This window comes from Micromonospora sp. M42 (assembly GCF_000568915.1).
GTDB lineage: Bacteria > Actinomycetota > Actinomycetes > Mycobacteriales > Micromonosporaceae > Micromonospora > Micromonospora chalcea.
The window spans coordinates 4,200,110-4,213,444 of the sequence record NZ_KK037233.1; the positions used below are offsets into that span (position 1 = coordinate 4,200,110).

14 protein-coding genes and 1 pseudogene are annotated in these 13,335 nt (G+C 72.1%); 1 reads left to right on the top strand and 14 read right to left on the bottom strand.

The features are described from left to right. Positions 1-15: 15 nt before the first annotated feature. Positions 16-855, top strand: a complete 840-nt coding sequence (locus tag MCBG_RS19295; RefSeq protein WP_043327565.1) for a DedA family protein — start codon at positions 16-18, stop codon at positions 853-855. A 173-nt stretch (positions 856-1,028) separates the two neighbouring features. Here the strand turns inward: MCBG_RS19295 and MCBG_RS19300 are convergent, their stop codons facing one another. From MCBG_RS19300 to clpB, 14 genes and pseudogenes are all read right to left on the bottom strand, one after another. After that, positions 1,029-1,406 (bottom strand): ArsR/SmtB family transcription factor, encoded by a 378-nt coding sequence (locus tag MCBG_RS19300; protein ID WP_007454255.1) that lies wholly within the window; start codon positions 1,404-1,406, stop codon positions 1,029-1,031. A 57-nt stretch (positions 1,407-1,463) separates the two neighbouring features. Continuing rightward, the gene (gene pyrE, locus MCBG_RS19305; protein WP_043327566.1) at positions 1,464-2,003 is read right to left on the bottom strand and encodes an orotate phosphoribosyltransferase; all 540 of its coding nucleotides are present in this window, start codon (positions 2,001-2,003) and stop codon (positions 1,464-1,466) included. A gap of 143 nt (positions 2,004-2,146) precedes the next feature. Next, complete coding sequence (locus tag MCBG_RS19310) at positions 2,147-2,956, bottom strand: SDR family NAD(P)-dependent oxidoreductase (protein ID WP_043327567.1); 810 nt, start codon at positions 2,954-2,956, stop codon at positions 2,147-2,149. Beyond that, complete coding sequence (locus MCBG_RS19315) at positions 2,953-3,690, bottom strand: hypothetical protein (RefSeq protein ID WP_043327568.1); 738 nt, start codon at positions 3,688-3,690, stop codon at positions 2,953-2,955. Before MCBG_RS19315 ends, MCBG_RS19310 begins: the two co-directional genes overlap by 4 nt. A gap of 71 nt (positions 3,691-3,761) precedes the next feature. Continuing rightward, on the bottom strand, positions 3,762-4,568 hold the full coding sequence (locus tag MCBG_RS19320; protein ID WP_043327569.1) for a hypothetical protein: 807 nt from the start codon (positions 4,566-4,568) through the stop codon (positions 3,762-3,764). Positions 4,569-4,636: 68 nt separating this feature from the next. Continuing rightward, entirely contained in the window at positions 4,637-5,635 is a 999-nt protein-coding gene (locus MCBG_RS19325) for a hypothetical protein (protein WP_043330768.1), read from the bottom strand. Between the two features lie 64 nt (positions 5,636-5,699). After that, positions 5,700-7,269, bottom strand: a pseudogene (locus MCBG_RS19330) (polyamine aminopropyltransferase). Continuing rightward, the gene (locus MCBG_RS19335; protein WP_043327570.1) at positions 7,266-8,039 is read right to left on the bottom strand and encodes a hypothetical protein; all 774 of its coding nucleotides are present in this window, start codon (positions 8,037-8,039) and stop codon (positions 7,266-7,268) included. Before MCBG_RS19335 ends, MCBG_RS19330 begins: the two are co-directional and overlap by 4 nt. Beyond that, positions 8,039-8,461, bottom strand: a complete 423-nt coding sequence (locus MCBG_RS19340) for a DUF350 domain-containing protein (RefSeq protein WP_043327571.1) — start codon at positions 8,459-8,461, stop codon at positions 8,039-8,041. The genes MCBG_RS19335 and MCBG_RS19340 overlap by 1 nt, the downstream gene beginning before the upstream one ends. Before the next feature lie 32 nt (positions 8,462-8,493). Next, positions 8,494-8,919 (bottom strand): DUF4247 domain-containing protein, encoded by a 426-nt coding sequence (locus MCBG_RS19345; RefSeq protein WP_043327572.1) that lies wholly within the window; start codon positions 8,917-8,919, stop codon positions 8,494-8,496. Continuing rightward, positions 8,916-9,410, bottom strand: coding sequence for a DUF2617 family protein (locus tag MCBG_RS19350; protein ID WP_043327573.1), 495 nt, complete (start codon positions 9,408-9,410; stop codon positions 8,916-8,918). Before MCBG_RS19350 ends, MCBG_RS19345 begins: the two co-directional genes overlap by 4 nt. A gap of 1 nt (position 9,411) precedes the next feature. Further along, a complete protein-coding gene (locus MCBG_RS19355) occupies positions 9,412-10,050 on the bottom strand; it encodes a DUF4178 domain-containing protein (protein WP_043330769.1) in 639 nt (212 codons plus the stop codon). Positions 10,051-10,135: 85 nt separating this feature from the next. Then, positions 10,136-10,513, bottom strand: coding sequence for a hypothetical protein (locus tag MCBG_RS19360; protein WP_043327574.1), 378 nt, complete (start codon positions 10,511-10,513; stop codon positions 10,136-10,138). 164 nt (positions 10,514-10,677) lie between these two features. After that, positions 10,678-13,269, bottom strand: coding sequence for an ATP-dependent chaperone ClpB (clpB, locus tag MCBG_RS19365; RefSeq protein WP_043327575.1), 2,592 nt, complete (start codon positions 13,267-13,269; stop codon positions 10,678-10,680). Positions 13,270-13,335 lie beyond the last annotated feature (66 nt).

Genomic DNA, 13,335 nt, shown 5'->3' on the forward strand with positions numbered 1-13,335 from the left:
CCCGGTCCGGCCGAAATGCCGGACCGGGCCGGGGTACCCTGTGTGGCCGTGGACACAGCAGAGAAGACACGGATGTTCTCCGAGAGCGTGGCGCTGAACCCGCTCGATCCGAAGGACCTCATCCACACCTTCGGCATGATCGGCGTCTGGGTCATTCTCTTCGCCGAGACCGGGCTGCTGGTCGGCTTCTTCTTCCCGGGCGACTCGCTGTTGTTCCTGGCCGGGGTGGCCGCTTCCCCGGTGGCCGACGCCATCTTCGGCGACGGCACCCGCCTGTCCCTGGCCGGGCTGCTGATCGGCGGGCCGCTCTGCGCCATCGTCGGGGCGCAGCTCGGACACTGGCTCGGCGCCCGGTACGGCCGCCGCATGTTCGACAAGCCCAACTCCCGTCTGTTCAAGCGGGAGTACGTGGAGAAGGCCGAGTACTACTTCCAGAAGTTCGGGCCGGCGAAGGCGGTGGTGCTGGCCCGGTTCATCCCGATCGTGCGGACGTTCCTCAACCCGGTGGCCGGGGTGCTCGGCATGTCGGCCCGCCAGTTCTTCGTGTGGAACGTGGTGGGCGCGGTCCTCTGGGTCGACGGCATCCTGCTGATCGGCTACCTGCTGGCCCGGCAGATCTACGACGCCATCGGCGACAAGATCGACAGGTACATCCTGCCGGTGGTCGCGCTGATCATCGTGATCTCGGTGCTGCCGATCTTCTTCGAGTTCCTGCGGGACCGGCGTGCGCGCAAGCGCGGCGAGGCGGTCGCGGTGATCACCGCGGCGACCGTGGCCGGCACCGTGGAGGCGGCTCGCGAGGGCATCGAGGAGCACCGGCCGGGCCACGGAGACGGCGGGCAGCACCGCCGCTGAGCACGGTTCAGACACCGACGGCCGGCCCTCGGGCGAGGACCGGCCTTCGGCATGACTGATCGAACCGGGTCACACGAACGGCCGCAGCCGTCATCGTGCGCTGATGGCGCCACCCCTCGCACGCCACCGGGCACCCGGCCGGGACGACCCTCTACGGGCCGGCCCGAAAGGTTTCAGCGAGCCTTCTTGGTGGCCCGCTTCCGCGGCGGGGTGAGCAGATCCGCGATCGTGGCGATCGCGGACGGCACCAGCCGGTAGTACGCCCAGACCCCGCGCTTCTCCCGCTCCAGCAAGCCGGCCTCGGTGAGGATTCGCAGGTGGTGGCTGACCGTCGGCTGCGAGAGGCCGAGCGGCGCGGTGAGGTCACACACGCACGCCTCCCCCTCGGGAGCCGACTGGATCAGGCTGAGCAGCCGCAGCCGTGCGGGGTCCGCGAGGGCCTTGAGGACCCCCGCAAGCCGCTCGGCGTCGGCGCGTTCGATCGGCTCGCCGGCAAGCGGCGAGATCTGAGGCATGGTCATTTCAGCCAACGCAGTTCCCACGTATTCCATCCTTCCACCAGCAGCATCGATCCGCCTGCATATCAGCAGATCCGAATCGGCAGACTTTTACGCCACAAGGCCGAGGTCAGCCAACGTATAGGCCGCCCGATAGGGCAATCCGGCGGCTCGCACCGCGTCGCCGGCGCCTCGATCAACAATAACCGCCACACCCACCACTTCGGCCCCCGCCTCGCGTAATGCCTCGACCGCCGTCAAAACACTTCCGCCAGTGGTGGAGGTGTCCTCGACCGCCAGGACCCGGCGACCGGCCACGTCCGGACCTTCGATCCGGCGCTGGAGGCCGTGCGCCTTGCCCTCCTTACGGACCACGAACGCGTCCACCGCGCCGTCGGTGCCGGCCGAGGCGTGCAACATGGCGGCGGCCACCGGATCGGCGCCCAGGGTCAGCCCACCAACCGCGTCGTACGCCCAGTCGGCGGTCAGATCGAGCATGACCCGACCGATCAACGGAGCCGCTTCGTGATGGAGCGTGACTCGGCGCAGATCCACGTACCAGTCCGCCTCGCGGCCCGACGAGAGCACCACCCGGCCGTGGACCACAGCCAGGTCACTGATGAATTTGCGCAGGTCGTCGCGGTCGCCCATGGCCCAAGAGAGTACTTCGCAAGTCTGAGAGCCGTGCTCGGGGTCCGCCCTGATCAACCCAGTGGGCGACCGATGGGTGGCGATGAGCGGCTACGCTGCGCGACCGTCCATCGAGGTCGGCCGCCGACCGGCCCCGCCGCCGCTCAGCCGCGTCGCCGGTCGACCGCGCCCCGGGTGTCCCGGCGGAAGCCCCGCAGCAGGCGCTTCGGGGCGTACCGCAGCCCGGCGACCGCCACCTTGTACTTCCAGTCCGGGACACTCACGAACTTGCCTTTATGTAGGTCACGGAGCCCTTCGGCGACCACATCGTCGGCACGCAGCCAGGCCCAGGCGGGCAGGCGCGACATGTCGATGCCGACCCGCTCGTGGATGCCGGTGCGGGTGTAGCCGGGGCAGAGCGCCATCACCCGTACGCCGAGCGGCGCGACGGACTGGCCGATCGACTCGCTGAAATTCGTCACCCACGCCTTGCTGGCCGAGTACGTGGATCCCGGCATGGGGACACCGAAGCCCGCAACGGAAGAGACATTTATCACTGCCCCTTGCCCTCGTTCGATCATCGGGCCGAGCGCGGCGTGGGTCAGACGCAGCACCGCGAGCACGTTGAGCCGTACCAGCCGCGCCTCGTCGGCCACCGGCGACCGGACGAACGAGGTGTTCAAGCTGATTCCCGCGTTGTTCACCAGCAGGTCGACCGGTGGGCCGTCGGCAAGCCGGCGCTCGACCGTCGCACAACCGTCCTCGGTGGACAGATCGGCCGCGATCGTCTCCGCGTCGCCGCCGTGCCGGCCGGTCAGCTCGGTCGCGAGCGCGTCGAGCCGGGTGGCGTCCCGGGCCACCAGGACGAGGTCCCAGCCGTCGGCGGCGAGCCGCCGGGCGAACGCCTCGCCGATGCCGAGGCTGGCGCCGGTGACCAGGGCACGGCGCCGGGAGGGGTGGGTGTCACCGGTCATGGGCGGTCCTCGGGAGGCGGCGGTGCGGCCCACGGCGACGCGGGCGGGGCGGACGCGGGCGGGGCGGACGGCTGTTGCAGGCCGGGCGGCGGTCCCCAGGGCGTCGGCCCGGAGACGGGCGCGCCGGACACGGTGGCGCCGTACCCGGACGGCCGCGCCGGTCCGGTGCCGCTGCGCAGGAACGCGCCGGCCGACGGCAACGTGAGCAGCGCGGCGACCACCAGATAGCCGAGGATCTGCGCCACCGACACCACCGCGTTCACCGGGATCCACCACCCCGGGTAGGCGTCCCCGACCAGCCCGAGCAGGTCGGCGGTGATCCGGTCCTCGGGGCCGAGTTGCAACGGGGCGGCCCGCTGGCCGACCAGCAACGCCAGCCCGCAACAGCCGCAGAGCAGGCCGGTGCCGGCGACGACCCAGGTTCCCACGCGGGCCCCGGACCGGCCGGCGAGCAGGCCGAGCGCCAGCCCGACCAGCAGCAGCGCGGCCAGCACGCCGAGCACGGCGGCGAGGTAGGTCGAGGCGCGCAGCAGGCCGGCCACCTGGTCGATGTCGCCGCCGCTCGCGCCGGTCTCGTCCGCCGCGGCGGCCCGGAACCGGTCCACCGTGCCGCCGGTGACGGCGAGGTTCGCCACCGCGTACGCCACGGCGCCGACCGCCATCGCCAGCAGCACCGCCACCGCGGCGAGGACGGCGCCCGGCCGGCGGGGGGCGGCCCGATCGGGGTACGACACGACTGATCCCTCCGGTAGGCGTCGGATGCAACCTACTCGGAGGGATCGTCGGCGTCGCCACAATCCGGACGTCAACTTCCGGGTGGCGGCTCCGGGTCGCGGCGCTCGCCCGGCTGACCGCCCGGCCCGGCCGGCGGCTGACCGGCCGACGGCTGACCGGCCGACGGCGGCGGACCGCCCGGCGTGGACGGCGGCGGGGTGCCGGGAGCCGGCGGGTACGCCGGGTCGCCGGTCGGGCCCGGGTACGACGGGTACGACGGGTCACCCGCGTGCCCCGGGGCCGCCGGGTACGCGCCGCCCGGTACCGGCGGCTCCCAGCCGGCCTTGGGCTTGCGGAAGAACTCGTTCGCCTTCGGCAGCGCCAGCAGGATCAGCGCGGCCAGCAGGGCGAGCAGCGCCACCAGGCCCAGCAGCAGGTTGACCGGGGTGTACCAGGACGGCAGAGCGTCGTCGAGCCGGCGTTGGATCTCGTCCGGGCTGGGCATGTCACCCGTGGCGGTGCCGCCGGTCATGCCACCGGTGAGGCCGGTGAGCAGCCCGCCGCCGGTGCAGCAGAGCAGGATGCCGCCCAGCACCCAGGTGGTGATCCGGGAGGCGTTCTTGCCCCTGTTGTTCAGCAGCGCGAGCACGACGAGCCCGGCCGCGATCAGCAGCGACACGATCGCCGTGACGATGCTGAACACGTACGCGATGTCGGCGGCCCCCTCGGCCGAGGAGCCCGCGTACGCGTCGGTGAGGACGTCGCGGACGGTGCCCGCGACGGTCAGCGCCACGATCAGGTTCACCACCTGGATCGCGGCGACAAGAATGAGCAGCCAGCTGGAAAGCGTCACCACACTGGGACGCGCGCGGGGCGCGGTGCCCGGAGCATCGGCCATGATTCTCCCTTTCCTGGATCAGGTGACCACCGTAGCGATCTCGCACCAGGTCAGCATGTCGGAACGGCTCACCGGTCCGCTGCGCGGCGCAGCCGGCGGTGCTCGGCGGTGACCACACCGAGCAGCGCCAGGTCGAGCGCGACCGCGGAGACCGCGCCGAACTGGTTGACGGTGAAGTTGAAGACCTGCCCGAACAGCAGGTCGACCAGGAGCGCCAGCTTGAACAGCCGGAACGCCTCGGCCCGGTCGCGGCGCAGCAGCCAGGCGGCCCACAGGCCGAGCACGGCCGTGATCAGCGCGCTGGCGCTGACACCGAGGATCGCACCCCACTCCCGTTCCTCGCCCAGGTGCCCGGTCACGCCGTCGAGGAACACGGCCAGCACGGTGAGCACCGGCTCCACCACCAGATAGACCACCACCGGCCAGATGAGCCAGCGGCGTCCGGCCGCCCAGACGGCGAGACGCCGGGCCCGGTCCGCCGCTCGCTGCCAGAACCGCACCGGCGGCGGCTCCCGGCGGGGTACGGCGTCCAGCAGTTGCGCCACCGCCGTCTCGGTGGCCGGTCCGGTGCCCTGCACGAGACGCAGCACGGCGATCCGCCGCCTGTCGGTCAATCCGCCGGGCAGGCCGCTGAGCACCACGTCCAGCGCGTTGGCGGTGCGTTCGGCGGGGGTGAGCCGGGAGCGGCCGGTGCGCCCGCGTACCGCCTGGGTGAGCAGGACCAGCAGCGCGAACGCGACGTAGATGATGGCGGCGGCGGGGGCGTAGAAGTAGTCGGTGCCGGTGGTGACGAACTTGCCCACCTCGTCGATGAACAGCCCGAACCCGATGCCGCCGATCACCGCCCCGCCGCTGCGGGCGCCACCGCCGAGGAAGACCAGCGGGATGCCCAGACCCACGGCGAGCAGCAGGCCGCCCCAGAGCACGTGCGCGATGTGCAGCCCGCCGCCGCCGAGCTGTGGATAGTCGGCGGCCTTCAGGTACGCGCGTACGGCCAGCACGGTGACCACGCCGGAGAGCACGAACGCCTGGAGGTAGGACGCAGCCTGGATCGCCCGGGTCGGCAGCCGGCGGACCAGCCAGCCGATCCCCGGCCGGTAGCGCGGCGATTCGGGTGGCATGCCCCGAAACCTAGTAGCCGCGCCACTCCTCGCGGGCGTAGTCCAGCACCCTCGGTCGCAACAACGTGTTGGCCGGCATGTCCAGCCGGGCCCGGTCGGCGGGGAACGTGGCGGCTGCGGCCACCACCTCCGGGGTGAGGAAACGCAGCGGCGGCCTGTCGTCCGGCAGCGCCAGTTCCGGCGCCACGTCACCCGGCGCGGCGAGCACGAATCCCCAGTCGCCGAAGCTCGGCACGTCGACGTGGTACGGCACGGTGGCGAAGCCGGCCTCGCGGATCGACCGCTCGATCGACCAGTACGACCGGGGTGCGAAGTAGGGCGACCCGGACTGCACGACGAGCCGCCCGCCGGGGGCCAGCACCGGCCGGATCAGCGTGTAGAACTCGATCGTGTAGAGCTTCGCGGTGGCCGTCTCGTCCGGGTCGGGCAGGTCGGCGATCACCACGTCGAAGCGGTCCGTGGCGGTACGCAGCCACGCGAACGCGTCAAGGTTGAGCACCCGTACCCGGGGGTCGGTGAGCGAGCCGCCGTTCAGCTCGCGCAGTTGCGGCTCGCGGCGGGCCAGCTCGACCACTGCCGGGTCGAGGTCGACGAGCGTCACCGAACGCACGTCCGGGTACTTGAGGATCTCCCGCGCGGCCAGCCCGTCCCCGGCGCCGAGCACCAGCACGTCGCCGTGCGCCCCGCGCATCGCCGGGTGCACGAGTGCCTCGTGGTAGCGGTACTCGTCGATCGAGCTGAACTGCAGGTCGCCGTTGAGGAACAGCCGCAGGTCGGTGTCGGAGCGGCCGGGCTCGGGCACCGACCGGGTCAGCACGATCTCCTGGTAGCGGCTGCGCTCGGCGTGCACCACCGGGTCGCGGTAGAGCTGCTGGCGGGTGGTCACCTCGAAGTCGTGGGCGGTCACCCAGGCGTACCCGAGGAGCAGGCCGACCACGGCGGTGGGCCGCGCCCAGCGCGGCCCGCGCCCGGCGGCTGAGGTCGGCGCGGAACACGGTGAAGACGAGCACCACCCCGGCGACCGCGTTCACCGCGCCCACCACGAGCGCGCCCTTGAGCTGGCCGAAGGCCGGGATCAGCAGGAACGGGAAGGCCAGCCCGCCGAGCAGCGCGCCCACGTAGTCGGCGGCGAACAGGTCGGCCACCGCGCTGCCCGCGGACTGTTCCCGGATGCGTTGCAGCATCACCATGAGCAGCGGGATCTCCGCGCCGATCAGCAGGCCGAGCACGAACGCGGTGCCGACGAGCGCCGGGCCGTACAGGTCGAGCCAGGCGAACGCGGCGTAGAGGCCGAGCACGGAGAGGCCGCCGAGCAGCGCCAGCGTCAGCTCGATCACCGCGAACGAGACCACCGCCCGGGACTGCAACGGCTTCGCCACCAGCGCGCCGACGCCCATCGCGAAGACCATCACGCCGAGCACGATCGACGCCTGACCGACCGTGTCGCCGATCAGGTAGCTGCCGAGCGCGACCAGCGCCAGCTCGTACACCAGGCCGCAGGCCGCGCAGACGAAGACCGCGAGCAGGACCGCCGCGCGGGCCAGGCGCCACCGCGGCCGTGCGGCCACGTCGGCGGTCACCGTCTGCTCCGGGTACGTCCGGCGGCTCCCGCCCCGGGGCGCTGCGCGGGCACCCGTCCCCGGTGGCTGCGGCGCTGCCGCACGCCCACGGCGATGAACAGCGCGGCGAGCAGGAACAGTCCGACCGAGCTGAGGACGTAGATCCAGCGGTCCCGCCAGAAGTCGTTGCCGGCGTCCGGCAGCGGCGCGGCAGCGGTGGACGGCGCGGCGGTGGGCGTCGCGGCCGGCTCGGCGAGCCCGCGCTCGGCGGCGAGCAGCGGCAGGATCGTGGCGGCCCGGGTGACGGCCCAGCCCGGGTCGTCGAGGAACGCGTCCTCGTCCAGCCCGAAGCGACCCAGCCGGGTCTCGATCGCGGCGAGGTCGGCGAACTCGATGTCGTCCGACCCCTTGATCCGGATCGTGGCGGAGTCCTCCGACTCGCTGCTGGACGAGGTGTACCTGACGTTCACGGAGACCGCGATCCAGCGCGCGCAGCCGGGCGCGTCGACGACTGTGGTGCCGTCGCCGAGGTTGGAGCCGACGCTCACCTCGTCGTACACGTCGAGCAGTTCCCAGCCGTAGCAGATGCCCTGGCTGTCGGCGGCGGCCCGGAGGATCGGCACGGTGCCGGAGCGTTCGTCGGCGGCCGGCGCGGGGACGGAGGTGTCCGAGTCGCCGCTGAACGCGCCGACGGCGCAGACGACGACCACGACCCCCACGACCACGGACCAGATCACCGTCTGGGTGCGTTTGTCCTTCCCCGCCGAATGCTGTGCGGGCTTTCCGCTCATCAGATGATTGCGGCTGCGATGATCGCGCCGGTGGCGAGGTGCACGGTGGCCGAGACCCACACCGCCGGGTGCGGCTCCGGGTCGACCAGCAGCTCACCGAGCTTGCCCGGAGTGGCGGCGTCGAGCAGCATGAACGCCACCGCCATGATCACCAGGCCGAGGATGCCGTACGCGCCCGCGCCGATCAGCCCCAGCCGGAAATCGTTGTCGCTGGCCACGATCGCGGCCACCACGATGGTGCCCACCCCGACCAGGTTCGACGAGAGCAACAGCGCCGCGTTGCGGTTGCGCTCGACCCAGATCAGCTCGTGAAGCTTGCCCGGGGTGGCCACGTCGACCAGGACGTAACCGATGGCCATCAGAACGACGCCGACCACGCCGTACGCGAGGGTGACCAGCAGATCGGTGACGAGATGCTGCACAGAAGACTCCAGGGTGAGGGGGGCGAAGGGGGCTACTTACCGGAACCGGGGCCGCCGCCCCGGACCGTGCTGCCTCGGCCCCAGCCCCAGCTGTTGCCGACGACGGTGTGGTAGCGGGGGTAGGCGGTGGTCATCTTCTCCAGCAGGATCACCGAGCCGACGGCGAGCGGGAGGATCACCACCGAGTCGTCGTCGTAGCGCAGGTAGACCCCGCTGCCGTCGACGTACTGGTCGGCCGGCTTCCAGGCGTCGGTGATCTGCTTGGACACCTCGCTCGGCGTCTTCCGGGAGGTGTACGCGATCGCGTTCGAGCCGATGTCCCGCCCGGAGGCGCGGGAGAAGTTGTCCTCCACGTAGCCCCGGGGCGAGAAGTTGCCGTAGAAGATCGTGAAGGTGGCGATGAGCGCGCCGATGACGGCGACCGCCACGCCCACCACGAACCACCGTCGGTACGTCACAGCTCCTCCACCACGGTCTCGGTCAGGACCAGCTCGTTCGTCTGGGGGTAGACGTGCCAGGTACGCCAGGCGAGCACGCCGTCCGGCGGCCGGGGCCGGACGGAGAGCGCGGTGACCGCGTCCTCGTCGCCGGGGAAGACCCCGATCAGCGCGTACGGGTCCTCGGCCAGCTCGGCGCGCAGCGCCGCGACCCGGGTACGCAGGCCGTCGCCGTCCGGCCGGAGCACGGTGGCCATGAACCGGTAGCCGGTCGTTTCGTCGTGCAGCGCGTCCGGCAGGTGCGGCGGGCGGCCGGGCAGGCAGGCGACCGTCTCCGTGAGCCCGCCGAGCATCACCTGGTGGGAGGCGCCGAGCAGGCGCAGCCGCAGCCGGGGCAGCCCGGGCAGGTCGATGTCGCGTACGGCGAGCGCCGGCAGCTCCGGGCCGCCCAGGGCCAGGCTCAGATCGGCGGCGCTGGTGTCGACGTAGGGCGTGTCCAGGCAGACGAGCACGTCAGCGCACCGTTTCCGGGCCGCCCTGCGGGTAGATCATCACCTCGGCGCGGCGCAGCTCCTCACCAAGGTTGACCTCCCAGCCGGCCTCCCCGTACGCCTCGAACGACAGCCGCGCGCCGCCCGGCGCCTGGTAGTCGTAGTAGCGCATGGTGCCGTGCGGATCGAGGCCGGTGCCCTCGGTCGCGGTGTACCGGGCCTGGCCCGACTCGTCCCAGTTGTAGCGGCGGCCGGCGATCTCCAGCGTCGGGGCGCCCGGCGTCACGGTGGCCCCCGGCTCGCTGGTCCAGAGCACCAGCTCCAGGTCCGGGTCGGACTCGACGGAGAGCCAGCGCTTCACGCCGCCCGCGTCGTCGAGCAGGTGCTCCGCCCAGCTCCAGCCACCCTCAACCAGGTGCACCGAGCCCCGCACGGTGTACGGCACCGTACGGATCTCGACGATGTCGCCGGGCTTGAGCGCGCGCGGGTCGCCGCGCAGCGCGTCCGCGTCCCGGTCCCGGAACGGGTCACCCGGCGCCGCCTTCGTCTTCGGGCGGGACTCCGACCGGGACTTCCGTACCGCGATCACGGCGATCACCACACCGGCGACCCCGACGAGGCACCCCAGCGTGGTCACCACGTACGCCAACGAACCGTTCACGACCGCCTCCCCCAACCTGCTAGGCGGGAACGGTAACAACCGCATGCACGCCTTCTGAAGTCCTGTTCGCTGAGTGTGCGGTCAGCTACTGCTCGCCGCCGGCGAGCCGGTCGGCGGCGTATTCGCCCAGCGTGGCGCGGCCCATCAGGCAGCCGGAGAACGTGGTGAACTCGCCGTCGTCGTCGCGCAGCCGCGCCCAGGCGTCCCGCCCGGCGGCCGGGTCGGCCGCCTCCAGCAGCGTCGCCGCGTACGCCCGCCCGGCCGGGGAACCCTTGCGGAGCAGCTTGTCGACCCGCTTGCGGGCCGCCTCCGGGTGCTCCCGCAACCCCTGTTCCAGCCGTCGGTACGCCTCGGTCGCGGGCAGCACCTGCCCCGCCAGTCCCACCCCGCCGAAGGCGAGGGTGTCCGCGCCGTCGAGTTCCCGCGCCGCCTCGTCCAGTTCCCGCTCCCAGCTCCCACTCATGCCCCACTATGTGCCCACCCCACCACCCCCTCCAACCGCAAGGAAGGGCCCCCTTTTAACGCCTCCGGTAGAGGAAGGGCCCCTTGTTAACAACCTCCACGAGCAGGGCGCGGCCGGGAACGGCGAAGGCCCGGCCAGGACGGCCGGGCCTTCGCAGGAGCGGGTCAGGCGGCGGTGACCGCCAGGGACTCCTTGGTGTCGGACAGGTCTACGCGGACCGTGTCGCCGTCGCGGATGTCGCCGGCCAGCAGCGCCTTCGCGAGCTGGTCGCCGATCGCCGACTGCACCAGCCGGCGCAGCGGGCGGGCACCGTAGATCGGGTCGTACCCGTGCTCGGCCAGCCACGTGCGGGCGGCTTCAGTGATCTCCAGGCCCAACCGGCGGTCCGCCAGTCGGCGGCGCATCCGGTCGAGCTGAATGTCCACGATCGAACGCAGGTCCTCGCCCTGGAGCGCGGCGAACACCACGATGTCGTCGAGCCGGTTGAGGAACTCCGGCTTGAAGTGCGACCGGACCACCGCGAGCACACCTTCCCGGCGCTCATTCTCGGTGAGCGTCAGGTCGCTGATCACCGACGAGCCCAGATTCGAGGTGAGGATCAGGATCGCGTTGCGGAAGTCCACGGTACGGCCCTGACCGTCGGTGAGCCGGCCGTCGTCGAGCACCTGCAGCAGTACGTCGAAGACGTCCGGGTGGGCCTTCTCCACCTCGTCCAGCAGGATCACCGAGTACGGCCGGCGGCGTACCGCCTCGGTGAGCTGGCCGCCCTCCTCGTAGCCGACGTATCCGGGTGGGGCACCGACCAGGCGGGCCACCGAGTGCTTCTCGCCGTACTCGCTCATGTCGATGCGGACCATGGCCCGCTCGTCGTCGAAGAGGAACTCGGCGAGCGCCTTTGCCAGCTCGGTCTTGCCGACACCGGTCGGGCCGAGGAACAGGAAGCTGCCGGTCGGGCGGTCCGGGTCGGCGACGCCGGCCCGGGCGCGGCGTACCGCGTCGGAGACCGCGCCCACCGCCTCGGCCTGGCCGACGACGCGGGCCCGCAGCGACTCCTCCATCCGGAGCAGCTTGGCGGTCTCGCCTTCGAGCAGCCGGCCGGCGGGGATGCCGGTCCAGGAGGCGACCACCGCGGCGATGTCGTCCGCGCCGACCTCCTCCTTGAGCATCGCGCCGTCGGCCTGGAGCCGGGCCAGCTCCTCCTCGGCCTGCTTCAGCTCGGTCCGCAGCGCCGGGATCCGGCCGTACCGCAGCTCGGCGGCGCGTTCCAGCTCGCCGTCGCGCTCGGCCCGCTCGGCCTCGCCGCCGAGGCGCTCCAGCTCCTCCTTGGCGGTGGAGAGCTTGGTGATGTGGCTCTTCTCGGTCTGCCAGCGTTCGGACAGCGCGGTGAGCTGCTCGCGCTTGTCGGCCAGCTCCTTGCGCAGCCGCTCCAGGCGTTCGGCGGACGCGGCGTCCGGCTCCTTGGCCAGCGCCATCTCCTCGATCTCCAGGCGGCGTACCGCCCGCTCGATCTCGTCCACCTCGACCGGGCGCGAGTCGATCTCCATGCGCAGCCGGGACGCGGACTCGTCCACCAGGTCGATCGCCTTGTCCGGCAGGAAGCGGTCGGTGATGTACCGGTCGGAGAGCGCGGCGGCGGCGACCAGGGCGGCGTCGGTGATGCGTACGCCGTGGTGCACCTCGTAGCGCTCCTTGAGCCCGCGCAGGATGCCGATGGTGTCCTCGATGGTGGGCTCGCCGACCAGCACCGGCTGGAAGCGGCGCTCCAGCGCGGGGTCCTTCTCGATGTGCTCGCGGTACTCGTCGAGCGTGGTAGCGCCGACCATCCGCAGCTCACCGCGGGCCAGCATCGGCTTGAGCATGTTGCCGGCGTCCATCGAGCCCTCGCCCTTGCCGGCGCCGACCACGGTGTGCAGCTCGTCGAGGAACGTGATGACCTGGCCGTCGGAGTTCTTGATCTCCTCCAGCACGGACTTCAGCCGCTCCTCGAACTGGCCGCGGTATGACGCGCCGGCGACCATCGCGCCGAGGTCGAGCGAGACCAGCTTCTTGTCCCGCAGCGACTCCGGCACGTCGCCGGCCACGATCCGCTGGGCCAGGCCCTCCACGATCGCGGTCTTGCCGACGCCCGGCTCGCCGATCAGCACCGGGTTGTTCTTGGTACGCCGGGACAGCACCTGGATCACCCGGCGGATCTCCGAGTCCCGGCCGATCACCGGGTCGATCTTGCCGTCGCGGGCGCTGGCGGTGAGGTCCACGCCGTACTTGGCCAGGGCCTGGTAGGTCTGCTCCGGGTCGGCGGTGGTGACCCGCCGGTCCCCGCCCCGGACGGTCGGGAACGCGGCGACCAGGTTCTCCTCGGTGGCGCCCGAGTTCTTCAGCGCGACCGAGACCGCGCCGCCGACCCGGGCCAGCCCGGCCAGCAGGTGCTCGGTGGAGGTGTACTCGTCGCCCAGCGGCCGCGCGATCTGCTCGGCGGCGCCGATGGCGTTGACGAACTCGCGGGCCAGCGTCGGCTCGGCGATGCTCGACCCGCGGGCGGCGGGCAGCGCGTCGACCGACCGCTGGGCGACGCGGCGCAGCTCGGCGGGGTCGGCCCCGACGGCGCGCAGCAGGCCCGCGGCGGTCGAGCCCTCGGTGTCCAGCAGTGACAGCAGCAGGTGCCAGGGCTCCACGGTGGCGTGACCGCGCTGGTTCGCCAGCGCGACGGCACCGGTGATGGCCTCGCGGCTCTTGGTGGTGAGACGTTCCGTGTTCATGGGCTCCCCCGGATCGGCGTGTCCACTGGACATGACACAACCAGAGTTGAGTCTATTCCGCTCAAC

Coding starts and splice junctions, on each gene's coding strand:
- MCBG_RS19310 (WP_043327567.1), bottom strand. CDS start 2,956: ATGACCGGTGACACCCACCCCTCCCGGCGCCGTGCCCTGGTCACCGGC.
- pyrE (WP_043327566.1), bottom strand. CDS start 2,003: ATGGGCGACCGCGACGACCTGCGCAAATTCATCAGTGACCTGGCTGTG.
- MCBG_RS19300 (WP_007454255.1), bottom strand. CDS start 1,406: ATGGAATACGTGGGAACTGCGTTGGCTGAAATGACCATGCCTCAGATC.
- clpB (WP_043327575.1), bottom strand. CDS start 13,269: ATGAACACGGAACGTCTCACCACCAAGAGCCGCGAGGCCATCACCGGT.
- MCBG_RS19295 (WP_043327565.1), top strand. CDS start 16: ATGCCGGACCGGGCCGGGGTACCCTGTGTGGCCGTGGACACAGCAGAG.
- MCBG_RS19320 (WP_043327569.1), bottom strand. CDS start 4,568: ATGGCCGATGCTCCGGGCACCGCGCCCCGCGCGCGTCCCAGTGTGGTG.
- MCBG_RS19360 (WP_043327574.1), bottom strand. CDS start 10,513: ATGAGTGGGAGCTGGGAGCGGGAACTGGACGAGGCGGCGCGGGAACTC.
- MCBG_RS19335 (WP_043327570.1), bottom strand. CDS start 8,039: ATGAGCGGAAAGCCCGCACAGCATTCGGCGGGGAAGGACAAACGCACC.